Annotated in this window: 15 protein-coding genes and 2 pseudogenes; 10 read left to right on the top strand and 7 right to left on the bottom strand. The window is 70.1% G+C overall.

The annotated features are described in order from the left end of the window. Window positions 1-237: 237 nt before the first annotated feature. Window positions 238-450 carry a hypothetical protein gene (locus OHA03_RS00315; protein ID WP_266999549.1) on the bottom strand — a complete coding sequence of 71 codons (213 nt, stop codon included), beginning with the start codon at window positions 448-450 and terminating at the stop codon, window positions 238-240. Between the two features lie 5 nt (window positions 451-455). Further along, window positions 456-836, bottom strand: coding sequence for a plasmid pRiA4b ORF-3 family protein (locus OHA03_RS00310; protein WP_266999547.1), 381 nt, complete (start codon window positions 834-836; stop codon window positions 456-458). On the opposite strand from OHA03_RS00310, the pseudogene OHA03_RS00305 reads away from it, so the two are divergent. From OHA03_RS00305 to OHA03_RS00280, 6 genes and pseudogenes are all read left to right on the top strand, one after another. Continuing rightward, window positions 829-1,173, top strand: a pseudogene (locus OHA03_RS00305) (MBL fold metallo-hydrolase); the annotation flags it as partial. The gene OHA03_RS00310 and the pseudogene OHA03_RS00305 overlap by 8 nt on opposite strands. Window positions 1,174-2,218: 1,045 nt before the next feature. Next, a complete protein-coding gene (locus OHA03_RS00300) occupies window positions 2,219-4,108 on the top strand; it encodes a sensor histidine kinase KdpD (protein WP_266999545.1) in 1,890 nt (629 codons plus the stop codon). 7 nt (window positions 4,109-4,115) lie between these two features. Then, entirely contained in the window at window positions 4,116-4,550 is a 435-nt protein-coding gene (locus OHA03_RS00295; protein WP_266999543.1) for a roadblock/LC7 domain-containing protein, read from the top strand. A 2-nt stretch (window positions 4,551-4,552) separates the two neighbouring features. Next, window positions 4,553-4,924, top strand: a complete 372-nt coding sequence (locus tag OHA03_RS00290) for a DUF742 domain-containing protein (protein ID WP_266999541.1) — start codon at window positions 4,553-4,555, stop codon at window positions 4,922-4,924. Further along, a complete protein-coding gene (locus tag OHA03_RS00285) occupies window positions 4,902-5,552 on the top strand; it encodes an ATP/GTP-binding protein (protein ID WP_266999539.1) in 651 nt (216 codons plus the stop codon). Before OHA03_RS00290 ends, OHA03_RS00285 begins: the two co-directional genes overlap by 23 nt. Beyond that, a complete protein-coding gene (locus tag OHA03_RS00280; protein ID WP_266999537.1) occupies window positions 5,549-6,139 on the top strand; it encodes a GAF domain-containing protein in 591 nt (196 codons plus the stop codon). Before OHA03_RS00285 ends, OHA03_RS00280 begins: the two co-directional genes overlap by 4 nt. A gap of 19 nt (window positions 6,140-6,158) precedes the next feature. Here OHA03_RS00280 and OHA03_RS00275 read toward each other — a convergent pair. Together OHA03_RS00275 and OHA03_RS00270 are read right to left on the bottom strand one after the other, a co-directional pair. Continuing rightward, window positions 6,159-8,157 (bottom strand): annotated as a pseudogene (locus tag OHA03_RS00275) (DUF2264 domain-containing protein). A gap of 207 nt (window positions 8,158-8,364) precedes the next feature. After that, the gene (locus OHA03_RS00270) at window positions 8,365-10,797 is read right to left on the bottom strand and encodes a polysaccharide lyase 8 family protein (protein WP_266999535.1); all 2,433 of its coding nucleotides are present in this window, start codon (window positions 10,795-10,797) and stop codon (window positions 8,365-8,367) included. Here OHA03_RS00270 and OHA03_RS00265 point away from each other — a divergent pair. Further along, window positions 10,796-11,185 carry a hypothetical protein gene (locus tag OHA03_RS00265; RefSeq protein ID WP_266999533.1) on the top strand — a complete coding sequence of 130 codons (390 nt, stop codon included), beginning with the start codon at window positions 10,796-10,798 and terminating at the stop codon, window positions 11,183-11,185. The genes OHA03_RS00270 and OHA03_RS00265 overlap by 2 nt on opposite strands. A gap of 154 nt (window positions 11,186-11,339) precedes the next feature. Here OHA03_RS00265 and OHA03_RS00260 read toward each other — a convergent pair whose 3' ends face one another. Both OHA03_RS00260 and OHA03_RS00255 read right to left on the bottom strand, forming a co-directional pair. Next, entirely contained in the window at window positions 11,340-12,821 is a 1,482-nt protein-coding gene (locus tag OHA03_RS00260; protein ID WP_266999531.1) for a transposase, read from the bottom strand. A gap of 165 nt (window positions 12,822-12,986) precedes the next feature. Then, complete coding sequence (locus OHA03_RS00255) at window positions 12,987-14,024, bottom strand: LacI family DNA-binding transcriptional regulator (RefSeq protein ID WP_266999529.1); 1,038 nt, start codon at window positions 14,022-14,024, stop codon at window positions 12,987-12,989. Window positions 14,025-14,279: 255 nt separating this feature from the next. Here OHA03_RS00255 and OHA03_RS00250 point away from each other — a divergent pair, with 255 nt between their 5' ends. Genes OHA03_RS00250 through OHA03_RS00240 form a run of 3 tightly spaced genes read left to right on the top strand, consistent with a single transcriptional unit; the run spans window position 14,280 to window position 17,053 of the window. Then, on the top strand, window positions 14,280-15,143 hold the full coding sequence (locus OHA03_RS00250; RefSeq protein ID WP_266999527.1) for an ABC transporter permease: 864 nt from the start codon (window positions 14,280-14,282) through the stop codon (window positions 15,141-15,143). Window positions 15,144-15,194: 51 nt separating this feature from the next. Then, a complete protein-coding gene (locus tag OHA03_RS00245; RefSeq protein WP_266999525.1) occupies window positions 15,195-16,214 on the top strand; it encodes an ABC transporter substrate-binding protein in 1,020 nt (339 codons plus the stop codon). Next, window positions 16,211-17,053, top strand: coding sequence for an ABC transporter ATP-binding protein (locus tag OHA03_RS00240; RefSeq protein WP_266999523.1), 843 nt, complete (start codon window positions 16,211-16,213; stop codon window positions 17,051-17,053). Before OHA03_RS00245 ends, OHA03_RS00240 begins: the two co-directional genes overlap by 4 nt. Window positions 17,054-17,238: 185 nt before the next feature. Here OHA03_RS00240 and OHA03_RS00235 read toward each other — a convergent pair whose 3' ends face one another. Further along, window positions 17,239-17,964, bottom strand: a complete 726-nt coding sequence (locus OHA03_RS00235) for a TetR/AcrR family transcriptional regulator (RefSeq protein ID WP_266999521.1) — start codon at window positions 17,962-17,964, stop codon at window positions 17,239-17,241. Between the last annotated feature and the right edge of the window lie 106 nt (window positions 17,965-18,070).

The raw sequence follows: 18,070 nt of genomic DNA, 5'->3' as shown, positions 1-18,070 counted from the left end.
GCGAATTGAAACGCGCCAACCACAGTGAATCTGCCGCAAGAGCACTGAGGGCAGGTCGTCGCCTCTGGCAACGGCATGCCGATCCCCCAGACGCGCGCGGAGCTGGCCCATCGTGGGTGACCTCGCGCCGGCGACCGTGGCGGAGATCATCGAGCAGTAGATCACTACCGTGTCCGAGCGGCTCGGCATCCAGGTGCGTTCCGCCTGGTGGTATGTCCATGTCTTCGCTCAACGATCCTATCGCCGCCCCGAAGTACTGCCACGTCCGGGATGCGCGACAGCGAGATCAAACACGTCCGGCACGACAGCGTCCACACGGGTATCGGTGAGGAACACCTGATGGCGTAGGCCCTGGTCCTGGTCGAACAGGGACAGCTGGGCTCCGGGCTGCGGCCGCTCGCGGCGCACGATGATGAGGGTGCCGGCCGGATAGCCGTCCAGATCGGCCATGCCGGTCAGCTCGGCGACCTCAGCGCCGTCACCCAGTGTCCCGTCCTGTTCCAGGGCGGGATGTCAGAGGCGGTAGGGCACGGCCCGGACAGCGCGGCGGACCGGCTGGCGCGGGCGGATAAAACGGAGTTGACCTGCGCTGGATCGAAGGTTTCGGGGTCGAACTGGTCGGCCGAGTCAAGGCCCAGCCATTCCAGGCGGTCTTCGTGTTCTTCGTGGTGGGGATCGGCAAGGATCTCGATGAGGTAGTCGTATCCCCATATGCCGCCGCAGTCCTCGGGCGGGCAAGCTCGGCGGCCGGTGAGGCATCGGGGGGAGGGTAGGCGGTGTTGGGGCTCGGCGATGTCCTCGATGAGGATGTCGTGTTCCCAGTCGTCGCCCGACATCCATATGACACCCGACGAGGGCATGCAGGCGCAGCTTGACCTGCAAGGGGGCAAGCCGCACGGTGTCATGCTGCCGATCCACTGGGGCACCTTCAATCTCGCCGTTCACCCCTGGGCGGAGCCCGGCGAGTGGACCAAGGACGCCGCTGAGGAAGCTGAGCAGCCGGCTGCGTTCCCCCAGCCGGGCGAGCCGTTCGAGCCCGCGGGAACGCTTCCCCTCGACCCCTGGTGGCGGGCCGTGGCTGCCCCGATCGCACACCCCTGGCGCCGGAACAAAGCAACGGACGTTGCTCAGGGACAGGACAGCCGCGATCTTGATCTTGCGGGTGAGCGGTGACACGGGGCAGGAACGAAGGCCTGACCTCATTGACGCACGACCCATCCGGAAGTCGAGACGCGGATCGCCAAGTCGTCACACCGAGGCCCCACTCTTCCGGCCAGGCGGCGGAGTGAGGCCTCCCTGCATCGGACCGTGAGACCGGTCGCACACAGCCGGCGCATGACGTGCTCGCCCTTGCCGCGCCGGCGTTGAGTGTCAAGACCGAACGCCCCGGCCTGCGCTACCGGACCCGCAGCTGAGTTGCCCCCGGAACCCGCCCCGTCAGCCGCACCATCGTTCTGTGCCTACTCGAACCACAGATCGCCTGAGTCGTGACTAGTAGACGTAGAGGGGATAGACGGGGTACACGGGATAGACAGGGTAGACGGGGTACACGGGATAGGTGGCGGGCCCCCATCCACACTCGTACGGGTGCCAGTCGCACCAGTTGGTGGGTGCGGCCTGTGACGCGGTGGTCTGTGCCGGAACCTGTGGGGCCGCCTGGGCTGTTGGCGCAGCTATGGAAAACGCGAGCGCTGAGGCCAAGGCGGATGCACACACGAACGCTGGGATTCGTCTACGCACAGTTCTGTTCATGATGAACCTCGTCCTGTGGAGACCCCCGAGTTCTGCTGTTCCCCCGTATCTCAACGCTCCGCCTCTTGCCGGCCCCTGGCAACCCCTCCGCGCCTGTCGGCCGAGGCATGTGCGCTTCGACTCGCTCCGCGCAGGTCAGATGGACCTGCCGATACACGTGGACCTCGCCCTCGGCGAGCATCGGCTCACGGTGATCGAAGTGCGGGACCTTCGCGGCGCACCCTCCGTGGTCGTGGACATATTCGGTTGTCCGTGCGAGAGCTCATACCAGAGCGGGACGGATGGCGGGCAAGTTCTACAACTGCCCGCCACGGATGCTCGATCGACGACTACCGTGTGTGGCCGGTGATCAACGGTGGGCTCATATCTTTCGGGCCTGCCCGACCGATGACCCGAGCCTGACCGACCACCGTAGGTGCCACCACATGAACGCCGGTTCCTGGTGCGCCACGTACCGAGGACGCTGATGTCTCAACTTCGCGCACCCGAAGCGCGACCGGAACGCCGAGAAGGCGGACGGCACGGCCGGCCGGGGGCCCGTGCCCACTCGGCCACCGCCAGGCCGCGCGCCGCACAGCTGTCCCCCGATGCCCGCATACGGCCTCAGATCTTCCGCACGGCCGTGCTCCCGGCCGTCGCCGTGGCACTGAGCGGCGCCGCGGCAGTCATCATCACCGTCCGCTCCACGAGTGCGCCGATGACCACCCAGCTCTGGACCGCGCTGGGCGGATCCGCGGCGCTGGCCGTCGCCGCTGTGGTCGCCGCCTTCCTCGGTGCCAACCGGGTCGCCACCACCGTCCTCGGCCGGTGTCTGGCCCTGCGCCGTGCCAGTGCACAGGGGCAGGCCGAACTGCAGCGGGTTGTGGAGCAGTTGCGCAACGGCGAACCGATGCCCGCGCGGCGGTCCCCGCAGCCCGTCCCACCGGGCAGCGACGCCTTCGACCTGCTCGCGCAGGAAATGAGCCGCTCGCACGAAGGGGCTGTGGCCGCAGTGGTGCAGGCGGCCCGGCTCACCCACGAATCGGGCGAGGAACAGCGGGTGGAGGTCTTCGTCAATCTCGCCCGCCGGCTCCAGTCGCTCGTACACCGTGAGATTCAGCTGCTGGACGAGCTGGAGAACGAGGTCGAGGACCCCGATCTGCTCAAGGGCCTGTTCCACGTCGACCATCTCGCCACCCGCATCCGCCGGCATGCGGAGAACCTCGCCGTCCTCGGCGGCGCCGTCTCCCGGCGGCAGTGGAGCAACCCGGTCACCATGACCGAGGTGCTGCGCTCGGCGATCGCCGAGGTCGAGCACTATCCGCGGGTCAAGCTGGTGCCGCCGATCGACGGCACGCTGCGTGGGCACGCCGTGGCCGATGTGATCCATCTGCTGGCCGAACTCGTTGAGAACGCCACCGTGTTCTCCGCCCCGCACACCCAGGTGCTGTTGCGCGCCCAGCACGTCACCGCCGGGCTCGCCCTGGAGGTCGAGGACCGCGGGCTCGGCATGCCGGGCAACGAACAGAAGCGGATGAACGCGCTGCTCGCCGCCCCCGACCGGGTCAACGTCGCCCATCTGCTGCAGGACGGCCGGATCGGACTGTTCGTCGTCGCGTCACTGGCCCGCAGGCACGGCATCGCGGTCCGGCTGCAGAGCAACATCTACGGCGGCACACAGGCCGTACTGGTGCTGCCGCAGTCCCTGCTCGGGGTCGAAGGGGACGTGCCCACGACGGCCGACGCCGGCCCGGTCCCGCCGCCCGGCCCCGTACACCGGCCACCGGCCCAGGACGACACCGCGCACCAGCGGAACCCGAGCTCCGCCCCGGCCTCGAACCGGCAACCGCAGGTGCCCAGTCGGCCGCTGCGGCTGCATCAGCCACCGCAGCAGTTGCGAAGGCAGGGCGAAGCCCCACCACTGCCGCTGCGGGCCGAGCGCGTCGACCGGCCCACCCCCGCCGACATCCGGCCCGGCGTCCAGCGCCCGGACGACGCGATTCCGGCGCTCCAGCCCGACCCCGGAGTCGTACGCGGCACCATGGGCCGGCCCCAGCTCCCCAGGCGCGCCAACCAGGAACACCTGGTCCCGCAGCTCAGGGAGGCCCCCGCGCCGCGCACCGAGGACGAACAACCCGTCCTGCACGACCCCGGCCTGATGGCGTCCTTCCGCCGGGGCATCGAGCTCGCCGAGGCCCGCAGCGCCTCGGACGCCGACGCCGCGCAGGCCCCGGACGCCACCCCCGACGGGCCCGCACCGCAGGCCTGGCAACCGCCGGCCCCACTCGAACCGTTGCCGGTCCGCGGACTCACCGCGCCCGTCGAACCGTCGCACCCCGCCCCGGACCCGCTCGAAACGAACACCCTCAAGGAGTAGATGCAACATGGCGACCGATATGCCGTCCGGTCAGGTCTCGGACCTCGACTGGCTGCTGAGCGGGCTGGTACAGCGTGTGCCGTACACGCGCAGCGCGGTCCTGCTCTCCGCCGACGGGCTGGTGAAATCCCTCCACGGCATGGACGCCGACAGCGCCGACCACATGGCGGCGCTGGCCGCCGGCCTGTACTCCCTCGGCCGCAGCGCCGGGGCGCGCTTCGGCGACAACGGAGAGGTCCGTCAGGTGGTGGTGGAGCTCGACTCGACGCTGCTGTTCGTCTCCACCGCCGGTTCCGGCACCTGTCTCGCCGTCCTCGCCGGACGCGAAGCGGATGCCGCGGTGCTCGGATACGAGATGACCATGCTGGTCAAGAGCGTCCGGCCGTATCTGATGACCCCGGCCAGACAAGCGGCCGGGGCACCGGGCGTCACGGGGCTGTGAGGGTGTCGGCCCCGCAGGACGGGCCGTTGCTCGACGATGCGGCCGGCCGGCTCATCCGTCCGTACACCGTGAGCGACGGCCGTACCCGTCCGACGACCGTGCTCGACCTGCTCTCCCTGGTCATGGCCACGGGCAGCGATCCGCAGACCCATCTCGGCCCCGAGCACTGCGTGGCGCTGGGGCTGTGCGGCGGCCCCACCTCGGTGGCCGAGATCGCCGCGCATCTGCGGCTGCCCGCGGTGGTCACCAAGGTGCTCGTCTCCGACCTGGTGGACTGCGGCGCAGTCACCGCGCATCCGCCGGCTTTTCACGACATGCCCACCGACCGATCCCTGCTGGAGGCAGTGCTCGATGGCTTACGACGACAGCTCTGACGGCTTCGGCGGCTCGGCCGGGGGTGACGGCACCGGGGACACCGAATACTTCCCCGTCGCACTCAAGGTCCTGGTCGCGGGCGGCTTCGGCGTCGGCAAGACGACGTTCGTGGGCGCGGTCAGCGAGATCGCACCGCTGAGCACGGAAGAGCTGCTGACCCAGGTCAGCGCGGCGACCGACAGCCTCGAGGGGATCGAGTCCAAGACCGCGACCACGGTCGCCATGGACTTCGGCCGCATCACCCTCGACGAGCAGCATGTGCTCTATCTGTTCGGTACCCCGGGCCAGGAGCGCTTCTGGTTCATGTGGGACGAGCTCTCCCAGGGCGCGCTCGGCGCGGTCGTGCTGGCGGACACCCGCAGACTCGAGGAATGCTTCCCGGCCGTCGACTTCTTCGAACGGCGCGGCATCGGATTCATCGTCGCCGTCAACGAGTTCGACGGCTCCTACCGCTACGGCCCCGAGGAGGTACGTGCCGCGCTCGACCTCGGACCCGACGTGCCCGTCGTCCTCTGCGACGCCCGGATCGGCAGCTCGGGCACCGGAGCGCTGGTCACGCTGGTGCAGCACCTGATCAACGCCACCTCGGCACCGGCCCCGCTCTCCGGCTTCGGAGCCCATCCGTGAGCCGACAGGCGACCGGGCGGCCGCTGCTGACTCCCGTCGACCGCGACGCCCCTGTCCGCACCCGACGGCTGCGGAGGCTCGGGCTCGGGGAGCGGGGCGACGCGTCGTTCCACAGCTTCGACGCGTTCGCCGACAAGGTGGCCGAAGTGACCGATGCGCCGTTCTCGATGGTCAACTTCATTGACGGGAACCGGCAGTTCTTCGCCGGTCTGCACACCCCGGCCGGCACCCGCACCGGTTCCGACCTGGGCGCCACGGCGGCGGGCAGCGGCCGTGGCGGCCGGTACATGGCACTCGACCACGGCTACTGCCCGCACGTCGTCGCACGTCGCAAGGCGCTGGTCCTGGAGGACGTCTGCGACTACCCGAGATTCGCCGGCAACCCGGTCGTCGACGAGATAGGCATCCGCTCCTATCTGGGGGCGCCGCTCATCGACCGTACGGGTGTCGCACTGGGCGCCGTCTGCGCCGTCGACACCGTGCCCCGCCCCTGGGGGCGGGCCGGCCTCGACACGATCAAGTCCCTGGCACAGGAACTCATCGGGCACATCCACCGACGGGAGGACAACCAGGGCATCGAGCCCTGATCCGCCCCGCCGCCCGCGCTCACACTTCGACCGTGGTCCCGTCCAGGAAGGTCAGCACCACCGACTCCGTACCCGCCCGCACCACCACCGACGTGCGCAACGCCTGCGGATGCACGGTGTCGCGGGACAGCGCGATCAGCGAGACATGGACGCTCCGCCCGCCCGGACGGCGATCGGCACGCAGATACGGGATCGCGGAGTGCGGCCCGTACGCGTTGGACTGCACGTCCCGTGCGACACCGGACCCGTACGTGGTCTCCGGGCCGCCCGCGGCCTGCGCGGTCCGCACAGCCTCCGAGCAGTCCTCGCCCGCCGCGCCGCCCTCGGTTTCCGAGTCCTCCTCGGTGTCCCAGCCGTACAGTGCGACAACGGCACTGGTCAGACCGTCGGCCGTGCGCGCCATCGCCCAGCCGGGGCCCGACGAGACGCGCGGCCGCTCCTCGTGTGCCACGGCATGACCGCCTTCTCGCACGCTCGCACCCTCCGGCGCCTCGACCCGGTGCACCCGGATCTCCCACGGGCCGTGCAGCACACTCGTCGTCTCGATCCGGTACGTACGCTCGTCACCGGGCAGCTCGGCCGCGTACCAGGACGATGCGATCCTGTCCTCGCAGCGCAACGGATGGATCCTGCGCCGTCGTGACGGGGTGCCGTCCGGTGCGAGCAGCGCCAGATGGCCGTCGACGGAACGTGCCACGGCGTGCGGCGCGGACTCGGGGGCCGTCGCCGTCGAGTAGCAGAGCCTCGCGTAGTGCGGATCCTCCTCGCCCGCCTGCGGTGCGTCGTCGGTCGCGGCCGGCGGGTTGTGGTCGCTGCCGTGGTTGATCAGCCGGACGATGCCGTCGTGCCGGGTGCCGTGCAGCAGCCACCCCGGTGCCGGCAGCGCGGTGTACTGGTCGGACTCCTCGATGGGGAGGGGGAGTTCGCGCTCCGTCCACACTGGGTGGTCCGCCGGGAGCAGCAACCCGAGGAAGCCCTTGCTCGCCCAGTACGGGGACGCGGGACCGGAGTACGGCTGGGTGCTGGGCAGGAACGTGTCGTACCAGCCGAGGGTCAGGAGCCCCCGCTCGTCGGGGACGCCGCGTTCCACGAAGTGCCGCAGGGTGCCCGAGGCGAGCCGGCGCGTCAGCCCCGGCGCGAGCGGCGTGCAGTCGGCCAGCGCTCCCATCCAGACCGGTGCGAGTGCCGCGAACCGGTAGGTCAGCGAACGCCCCTGGTGCACCGGCGCACCGTCGGAGCCGAAGAACTGCGGGTAGTCCTCCAGGAACCGGGAAAGCCGCTGCCGGTAGACCTCGGTCCTGCCCCCGTCGTCGTCCGGGCCCACCATGCGCGACCAGAGCAGCGGATACAGATGCATCGCCCAGCCGATGTAGTAGTCGAAGTTCCGGCCGTCCCCGTCGGTGTACCAGCCGTCCCCGACGTACCAGTCCTCGATCCTGTCCAGGTTGCTCTCGATGTCGGAGCGGTTGTACGGGGCGCCCACCGAGGCGAGGAACTGCTCGGACACCACCTGGAAGAGCCGCCAGTTGTTGTCCCAGGTGCGGCCGCCGACAAATCCGGAGAGCCAGTCGACGACCCGCTCCTGGACGCTGGTGTCCAGCTTGTCCCAGATCCAAGGGCGGGTCTCGTGCAGCCCCACGGCGATCGAGGCCGCTTCGACCATCTGCTGCGAGCAGTCGGTGAGTTCGGGCCAGGCCTCGGCCGACCCCGGGTCGGTGCCGGTTGTCAGACCCTGCGTGTAGCGCTCGATCAGCTTCGGGTCGACGTTCCCCCTGAGCTCCGGCGATGCGGAAGGCCGCCATCAGGAAGGAGCGTGCGTAGCCCTCGAGTCCGTCCGAGACCACCCCCGACCAACTGGTCCGACCCGGGAGCCGGTACTGGGCGAAGCCCGGGGTCGCGTATGGGACGAGCGCATCGAGCATGCGGTCGGCCGTGACTTCCCAGTGCGCGCGCGTCCAGCCGGTCCGTGAGGACAGCAGCCGGTCGGTGGGGGGAAGGTGCAGGAAGGGCGCGGTCATGCGGGTGGTGCTCCTCAGTCCGTCAGGGGCGACGGGTCTACGGGCGGTATGGGCAGGTCGAGCGTGGCGAGGGCGGCGACCTTGCCGTCCGCGCTGATCGGGTACGCCCACATGTCGACGTAGAAGCCGGTGAGATCGTAACCAGTGAGCTCAAGGAGGAACGGGGGACCGGCGGCCGGTGCTGACGGACCGGCCGCCGGTGGCCGGTCAGGACAGCACGGCGGTGTGCGTGTGGCCGCGTGATCCGCCGACCGCGACCGTGAGCACGGGGCGCCGGCCCGGTGTGAGGGACACGGTGTCGTCCGCGGTGACCACCCGGCTGACCCGGAAGGGAAGTTCGACGGTGAGCGAGGTCAGGGTGCGGCTCGGGTCGGCGACGGCGACGGCGAGCTCCTGGCCCCGGCGCTGGACCAGGACCGAGGCCGGACCGGATGCGGTGACCCCGGCGGCGGTGCCCGCGCCCCAGAAGTTCACTGCCGTCAGCCCCTGCCTGCGGGCCTCCACGGCCTGTGCGGTGGCGTCGTTGGCGATGATCCGGACCGGTCGCGAGTGCGACCAGACCGCGGTCGCGGCCGCGGAGGCACCGGGCAGCAGCACAAAGGAGTAGCCGGCACCGGCGGGCGAGACACCGTGGTCGACCCAGAGCGTGAGATAGCGGCGGGTGACCGGATCGGTGCCGCCGCCGGTGTCCGCCCCGGTGTTGATCGCCCGCCAGGTCCCGGTCCGCTCCTCGCGCAGCGCGTGCAGAGCAGTGGGGTCGGGGAAGACATAGCCGCCGACGCCGTCGACATGGGCCCATCGGGCGTGGCCGAACTCCTCCGTCCAGCCCTGCTCAGCGGGCTGCCGGACGCCGTCGACCAGCAGCCGCTGTGTGCCGTCCGGGCCGAGGTTGCGGTTCTCGACGATCGTCTCGACCGTGCGGCTGTCGCTCGACGAGATGCCCGTGCCCAGGGCGATCACCGCGTTGTCCAGCAGGAACCACGACTTCTTGGTCCGCAGGGTGGTGCCTGCGGGGCCGATCAGCTCCATTGCGGCAGCACCGTACCGATCGTGGAGCACCGCTCCGCCCGCGACAGCGTTCGTCGGCCGGTAGGTGGAGGTGCCGGCGCCGGTGCCGAGATCGGTTCGCTCCCGGGTGTCGACCGTGGTGCCGGGCAGCCGGTACGGGTCGACGGTCGGCCAGAAGCCGTCGTTGAACTGCCCGAGGTCGTCGCCGCCGTACAGATACGTCATGCCGTCGCCGGTGTACCAGCCGTGCAGATTCTCGCCGTTGCCCGCCTCGTACGCCGAGATGCGCTTCGAGGAGAGCGACAGCGCGCAGGCCCATCGCGCCTGGCGGTGCACCACCCGGTCCATGTCTGCGAAGACGAAGTGGCCGGTGGTGCGCGGTCCGGGGTGGATGTTCCGGTCGTTCAGCACAGCCTTGGCGAGGGCGAGCTGGGGGAGCGTGGCGAGCGCCGCGAACGGGGTGGTGCGGTTGCGGGTCAGCCAGCCCTTGACCAGCTCACGCCAGCGGTCGGCGTACGTGGCGGGTGCGCCGGTCGCCAGGAGCAGGATCGCGGCGACGGCCGCCGCACCGTCCCGGTGGTCACCGGCGCGCTCCCGGGAGATCGCCCGGCCGCGCACCGCGTCCATCATCAGCCCGTCGAAGACCACCGGCGCGAAGGACCGCTCGACGGCCTCGTACATCACGGAGACGTCCGGGTCGGCGACCGCCCACTCGGAGTCCGCGAGCAGGGACAGCAGATAGGCGGCGCCGCCGAGCAGCACCGCGCCGTACGTACCCGTGTAAGCGACCACATCGTGCTGGACGAACGACCCGTCCTCGTAGAAGCCGTCACCCGAACTCGTGTACCGGAACAGGCTGTTGCTCGAGTCGCGTACGTCGGAGAGGGCGTCGCGGGCCGATGCCAGCTTGGCCGCGTCCTGTCCCAGCAGCCCACGCAGCGCGACGATGACGGCCTTGTCCGTGCGGTTGGCCCCCGTCTCGGCGAACGTGGGGGAGTTGGTGCGACGGTCCGCGTCCGGGCAGAAGCGGTCGACGACCGCCAGATAGGCCGTCAGGTCGGCGGCCGGAAGGCGATCGCGCAGCAGGACGGCGCAGTCCATCAGCGCACGGGGGGTGCCGATCTCCCAGAACCACCAGTTGCCCGTCTCGCGCTTGGCCGGGTTGTACGCGGTGTCGTGGGCGAAGCGCAGCGCGGCGACGAGGGCGTCCGCCACCTCCGCGCTGCCGGCGAGTGAGGTACCGGGGGTGGCCCAGGCGGTGGCGAGCGTACGCAGCCGGGTGTAGCTCTGGCCGAAGTTGCCCGGGTCGGTGACGGGGGAGAGGTCCGGCCAGAGGACGGTCCGCCCCGCACTGCGGTCCAGGGTGTCCCAGAGCCCCTTCGCCGTGGCGTCCAGGGCCGCTACCGCGGCGGCGAAATCGGCGTCCGAAGGGTCGAACGCACCGCCGGTCAGGAGGGTTTCGGCGCGTTTCAGAAGCGCGTCGAAACCGACGGTGGCGACCGCCTCGGAGGCTTCGCCGGCCGCGTCGCCGGACTGCGCGTGCGCGGCACCGGCCGATGTGGCAAGTGTCGTGGCGGATATGGCCGCGGTGGCGCCTGTCGCTGCGAGAAGGGTTCGTCTGCTGAGATTCATGGTGACTCCTTGCGCCTGCGGTCAGTCGGTCAGCGTGCTCGGGTCGACGGGCGGCTTCGGCAGATGGAGTGCCGCCAGTTGCACGGCGGGTGCCGGGCTCGCCCTCGACGCCGACACCAACAAGGACACCCGCACGCTGTCCGAGGCGGGCGCCTGGTGGCAGGTCGACCTGGGCGCGACGAAGCACATCCGGCAGATCGAGATCTGGAACAACTCGTCGACGACGACCGCCGACTTCGACGTCATCACGGACGACGGCACGGTCCACGTGAGCGGCAAGGCACTGCGCCCGACGGTCCTCGACCTGGACAGCCGGACCCGCACGGTGAAGATCGCGGTGTCGGGAACGGGGCGGGTGGCCCTGTCCCAGGTCCTGATCCACCCGTAGGTCCACGTCCTGACGCGATCGTGGTGGACGGCTGTCCTCAATCGCCGGCAAAGTCAAGGCCGTCGAGGAGGTCCCTCCCATGCCCTCAAGGCCATGGGGGCGATTGAGGACAAGGCCGGCCCCGGGGCGCCCCGGTCACCGCACTCCACCGTTCCTAGCCAGTGTGCATGAGTGAGTCGTGGACCCACTGCTGCGTGCTGGGTGCATCCCGAACGGTTTTGGATGCGCTGGGTTCCCGCTTTCGCTTCCCGCTCGGTGACGGCTCTCCGGGGGGCCGGTCCGTGGTGGGTGGGCGGGTTCCCTCACGCCCCTGGTCACCTGGTTCGGCCTGGGCGGTCCGATGCCCCGCACGATCACTCCGGTAGGCGGGATCCACCGCGACGATCGCAAGACCCTGTTCGGCGGCCATGGACACCAGCCGGGCCTTGAGCTTGCCGGTGGGCATGCCGGAGATGAGCTGCCTGAACCGCTTGCGGCCCCCGTGCTTCTCGCGGGTCTTCTCAGGCCTGAAGTCGAGGTCTTCGATGCCGATCGCGGCGACACCGGCACGCACCGCCCAGTTGATCAGGCGGGTCAGGGCGTGGCGGATCTGTGCGTCTCGGTGACCGGCGGTTCCGGACAGGTCGTAGCCGAAGCGGTGCGGCTCGCCGATGGGGTTGCCGTGCCGGTCGAGAAGGTAGGCGGCGAAGTGGTCGGCGTTGGTGTCGACGCCGATCATCCCCCTGGCGCGGGCGGTCTCCAACGGGATCGTCTGCACGAGGGGGCGTTGCCAGGATGCGGTGAGGTACCAGCGTCCGCGGTCCGTGTCGAGGTGGATGCGGTAGGCGACGGCCCGGTTCGCGGTGACGCGGTCGGCCCACTCCGCACCCCGATGCGCGAACGCGATGCGGCCGGTGAGGATGTACCGGCCGTGCTTGGCATTGGCCAGGTGCGCGAGCGGGACGGGTAGCTTGATGGACACGTCGCCGTCCGGGGTGACGCGGATCGTCTCGTTCCCGAACTGCTTCCCCGACTCACCGTCGGCAGCGATGAACCAGCGTTCCGCCTCCCACCGTTCCCGCCACTCGTCTTCGGTGAGACCTGCCTGGGTGAGGTGGTGGCGGGTGTTCAGGAGACGCTTGCCGCCTCGTACCACCCGGACCCGTCCGGCCTGCCAGTCGGCTACAGCAGCGGCGTGCCGCGCCTCGAGTGCCGCGAGGCGGCGGGACTTGCGGAACCACTCGTTCTTCGACCGGTAGCCACCCGCGGCCCGGTTCGTTCCGGGCTCCCCGAGCGGGAGGGACAGGCGGTGCCGCAACGTCTTGATTCCGGCTTCCAGCTTCTGGATGTGCGCGGCCTGGCAGCGGCGCGCCAGCGCCCACTGGTCGTGGGTGGCCTTCGTGATCGCACCCGCGATCCGCGACGATGACACCCCGGTCAGGTCCCGCTTGCGCGCTGCCCAGGTGTCCCCGCTGTGCTCGAGACCATCTGCGCAGCGGGTCTTGAGATCACGGGAAGCAAGCGTGCCCTGGTGCGCACCGACCGCACGCAGCACCCTCTCGTCTTGCGGCGTGAGGTGCTTGAGACGGTCCCGGACCGCCACCCCGCAAGGCCCGGACACCACGAACGAGGCCGTCGGCCTCCGTAAACCACCCACCACATCACCCCCTCAAGGCCGGACACCCGCCATCCGGTCAACGAGCAGCAGCCGCCAAGGTCACCCATTCGGCTCCAGAACTCCCGTTCCCACCCCCGCGAACCCACTGGCAGAACTCACTCCCGCTCACCACTACTCACTTCAGCTCAGTAAACCGACAGCAGCTCACACCCCTCCCGGCGCCCCCGTACTGCCCCGCAGCACCACTTCCCCCTCCACCCGCACCACCCGCGCCCCCCGTACCGCCCCCGTGTCCCGCAGCGCCAGCGCCATCACGCTCTCGCCCATCGATGTCAGCGGCAGCGCCACCGTGGTGAGTGGCGGCGACAGCTCCCGTACCAGCGGAATGTCGTCGAACCCGGCCAGCGACACGTCCTCCGGCACCCGCAACCCCGCCTCCCGCAGCGCCGCCAACGCACCGACCGCCATCACATCGGTCACCGCGAACACGCACGTCGGCCGTGACCGGAAGGGCGCCCGCCCCGCATCGAGCAGCAGCCGCCGGGCCGCCTCGTACCCGCCGTCGCGTGTGAACGCCCCCTCCACCACCTGCCCGAGCCCGATGCCCGCTTCGGCGAGCCCCTCCCGGAACCCCGCCAGCCGGTCGGAGACCGTCGTCAGCGCGGCAGGCCCGGTGAGCACCGCGAACGCCCGATGCCCCAGCTCCACCAGCGCCCGGGCGAGCGCCGCGGCCCCCGCCCGGTTCTCCGGCTGCACGGTGTCCACCCGCAGGCTGCGGTGCCGGCTGACGACCGCCACCCGCCCGCCGACCCGGACGTACGGCTCCAGTTCGGCGTCCATCGCACGCTCCCAGGCGCGGTCCTGGAAGCCCGATCCGATCAGCAGGATCGCCCGGGCGCGCTGGGCCCGCAGCATGGAGACGTAGCTGATCTCCCGGGACGGTTCGCGGAACGTGGAGGCCAGCATCACGAGCAGCCCCCGCTCCGCCGCGGCCCGCATCACTCCGCTGGAGATCGCGGCGAAATACGGATCGCTGACGTCATGACAGATCAAGCCCACCGTACGGTTGTTGGCCGCGCCGGCCAGTGCCTGTGCGTGGGCGTTGGGGATGTAGCCGAGCCGGTCGGCCGCCGCATGCACCCGCTCCCGCAGGTCGTCACGGACCCTTGCCGTGCCGTTCAGCGCCCGCGAGGCGGTGGCCGGTGAGACCCCGGCCTCCCGGGCGACGGCATCGAGCGTCACATGGGTTGCGGTCCCGACGCTGCGCCGCGGCCCCGGAGGGTCTGGCGTCGCCCGTGTCACCGGTTGACTCAACTCGACTCCTAGGGGCGCGGTGGCGGCAGGGTCCCGAAACTTCGGGACGACCTATTGACCATGCGTGCAGGCAGTCATTAGCGTGGCGGCACCTTACCAGAAAGCGCTTTCTGAAAGCGCCTTCTCCGTCATCGCGAAATCGCACAGCTCTCCACAACTGCCGCCGAACCTCAGGGAGTTCAAGTGAGCCAGAGCGCGTTGGCCAAAAGTCCCGCCGAAGTGGCGGGAGTTGCCCCGCGGTCCGGGCCGTCGGCAGCTGAGCGGTTCGCGCGGGCGGCCGAGCAGAGCTGGCGTCCGGTCGCCCTGCTGCTGGCCTGCTTCGTTGCCTGGTGGGTGATCTCGGCGGCCGAGCTGGTGGAGCCGTATCTCGTACCGTCACCAGGGGCGACGCTCGATGTCCTCACGGGCAAGGCGAGTTATCTCTGGCAGCACAGCTGGGTGACCACGTACGAGACGCTGCTCGGCTTCGTGATCGCGGTGGCCGTCGGCGTGCTGGCGGCCGTGATCATGGTGTACTCCTCGACCGTCGAGCGCACGCTCTACCCGATTCTGCTGTTCGCCCAGGTCGTACCGAAGATCGCCATCGCGCCACTGTTCGTGGTCTGGCTCGGCTTCGGTATCGCACCGAAGATCCTCATCGCCGTCCTGATCGCCTTCTTCCCCGTGGTGATCTCCATGGTCACCGGCCTCAAGGCGGTCGACCCGGAGATGCTGCAGCTGTCGGCGACGATGGGGGCCAAGCCCTGGCAGACCTTCCTCAAGATCCGCTTCCCGGCCTCCCTCCCTCATCTCTTCTCCGGCCTCAAGGTCGCGGTCACCCTGGCCGTGACGGGGGCGGTCGTCGGCGAGTTCGTCGGTGCCAACGAGGGGCTGGGCTATGTGATCCTCCAGGCCAACGGCAACCTCGACACCCCGATGCTCTTCGCCGGGCTGCTCGTGATGTCCCTGATCGGTGTCGTCCTCTTCGTCGCCGTCGAGATCGCCGAGAAGCTCCTGCTCCCGTGGCACGCCAGCCGCCGGGACGCACCTGCCACCACCTCGTACTGAACGCCACCCACTGACTGCTGTCACGGACCCCGTCGCGAGAAGGGCCAGCCCATGCACCCGCGCAGACTCCTGATCGGTGTCGTACCTCTTGTTCTGCTGGCCACGGCCTGCGGCGGGAACGACGCGTCGACCACCACCGGTGAATCGGGGAAGAAGCTGGACAAGGTCACGCTGACGCTCAACTGGTATCCGTACGGCGAACACGCGCCGTTCTACTACGGCAAGCAGCAGAAGATCTTCGAGAAGCACGGCATCGATCTGACGATTCAGGCGGGCCAGGGCTCACAGAAGACAGTGCAGGCGACCGCCGCGGGGCAGACCGACTTCGGCTGGGCCGACACCCCGGCGCTGCTGGCCGCGGTCGACCAGGGGGTACGGGTCAAGAGCCTCGGCGTTTTCCTTCAGACCACTCCCGCATCCGTGCAGTCCTTCGACTCCAAGGGCATCGGGTCACCCGCCGATCTCAAGGGGAAGACGATCGCCGGGACGGCCGGGGACGCGCTCTCCAAGACGTTCCCGATCTTCCTCAAGAAGAACAACATCGACGAGTCGGACGTGAAGGTCCAGAACACCGACCCGGCGGGCAAGATCGCCGCGGTGATCTCGGGGAAGACCGACGGACTGCTCGGATACGCCAGTGATCAGGGCCCGACCATGCAGGACAAGGCCAAGAAGCCCGTCTCGTACCTCCGCTTCTCCGAGAACGGGCTGAACTTCTACTCCAACGGCCTGCTCGCCGGGCAGAAGCTTCTCGCCTCGAAGTCCGAGCTCGCGGGGCGCATGGCGCAGGCGGTCAGCGAGGCGTGGGCCGCCGCGGAGAAGGCGCCCGGCCCCGCTGTTGCCGCGATGGACGGAGCGTCCGAGCAACTGCCGCCGAAGAACGTGCTGGCGGAGCAGTTCAAGACGACGCTCACACTGCTGCACACCGCGTCGACCGAGGGCAAGGCACCCGGGGTCAACAACGAGGCGGACTGGCAGCAGACCATCGATGTCTTCGCCGAAGCCGGCATGGTCGCCAAGCCGAAGGCCGTCGGGGAGTACTGGGACGCGAAGACAGCGCTGAAGGGATGACGATGCCCAAGCAGGAGGCGAAGCCCCTGGAGCGGGACCCGCTGTCCGCGGGCGACCGCGGCACCGTCACTCCGGCCGTCGGAGTGTCGGACGTCTCGGTGCGGTTCCGCGGCAGGAACCGCGACGTCACCGCCCTGCGCGACGTCTCGCTCGATGTGGCGCCGGGCGAGTTCGTGGCCCTGGTCGGTCCGTCCGGATGCGGCAAGTCGACCCTGCTCAAGCTGGTCGCAGGACTGCTGAAGCCGTCCACGGGCGAGGTCCGGCTCGGTGGTGAACAGGTCACGGGCCCACGGCACGACATCGGTTACGTCTTCCAGCGCGCCGCTCTCCTCGAGTGGCGTTCCGCGCGCCGCAACATCCTGCTCCAGGCGGAGATCCGGAAGATGCCCGCGGCCCGGGCGTGCGAACGGGTCGACGCACTGATCCGGATGACCGGACTGGACGGCTTCGAGGACGCGTATCCGCACGAGTTGTCCGGTGGCATGCAGCAACGGGTGGCGCTGTGCCGGGCCTTGCTGCACGAACCGCCGGTCCTGCTGATGGACGAGCCGTTCGGCGCGCTCGACGCCCTCACCCGCGAGCAGATGAACATGGAGCTCAACCGCATCTGGCGGGAGACCGGCACCACCGTGCTGCTGGTCACCCACTCGATATCGGAGGCGGTCTACCTGGCCGACCGGGTGGTGGTGATGAGCCCACGGCCGGGCACCATCACCGAGATCATCGAGGTGGGACTGGACGCGGAACGGGAGTACGGCGAGACGCTCGGCCGACCGGAGTTCCGGGACGCGGCCGCCCACATCCGCGATCTGCTCGGGGCGGCGTCCGCACACGACTGACCAGGGACGGGCCGGGGCGCATCGCCCCGGCCTTCGTGCGAGGGTGCCGGTGCCCCGGACCGCGTGCACAGGCGCCGACGCCCCGGTCTGCGTGCGCGGACGCCTGCGGACTGGCTCTTGTGCGAAGCCGCCTGCGCCCCGGCCCTCGTGCGCAGGCGGCTGTCCCCGTCCCACGGACCCGGACCTCACACCAGTGCGAACGCGTTCGCCAGCATCTCGGTCTGCGCGGCCAGCAGCGTGTCGCCGCCGTGTCCCATACCCGCGAACTGGCCGGCCGCCTCGAGCCCGACCGATCCGTGCAGTTGCGCCCAGGCGAGCACGGCGCCGGCCAGAGCCAGCCCCGACATCCCGGTGTCGCCGGCGGCGGCCGGCACATACTCGGCCACCCATCCGGCCACAGCCGCGTCCGACCCGGCCCACGCCGTCATCTGGTCCACCACGCCGGCCACTTCGGCCCCCGGCGACCCGCCCGCGAAGACCGGCAGGAACGGCCCGAGCACCGCCCGGGCCCGGTCCAGCGTGTCGGCCGGTGCGACATAGCCCGGCACCGAGGCGCCCTGGATCAACAGGTAGCGATGCGGCTCGGCGACGGCCCAGGCCCGATAGGCCTCCGCGAGTGAGTGCAGGTGCGCGCGCGGGCCTCCTGAGGCGTCCGTGGAGCGGGCGGCCGCTTCGGCCATGGCCGCCGCCGCTTCGTCGTACGCGTCCCTGATCAGCGCGTTCAGCAGATCGTCGCGGCTGGCGAAGTAGCGGTAGAGCGCGGGGCCGGAGAGCCCCATGTCCTTGGCGATACGGGTCAGCGCGAGCGCCGCGACACCCCCCTCGGCGAGTTGCCGGAGGGCGGCTTCCTTGATCTCCGACCGGGTCTGCTCCCGGTATCGGGCGCGCGGCCCCTGTTGGCCTTGGACCATCACCGGCCCCTTTCGCTAGGCGAGCTCACTTCTGTTACGCAGCCTAACAGCGTCTCTTGCTATGACTCATCGCAAGAGTTATCGTCTCTAACAGTTGCAAGGAGCC

Source organism: Streptomyces sp. NBC_00154, assembly GCF_026342835.1.
GTDB lineage: Bacteria > Actinomycetota > Actinomycetes > Streptomycetales > Streptomycetaceae > Streptomyces.
The sequence above is the reverse complement of the archived record's forward strand: the minus strand, read 5'-3'. Positions and strand labels throughout refer to the sequence as shown.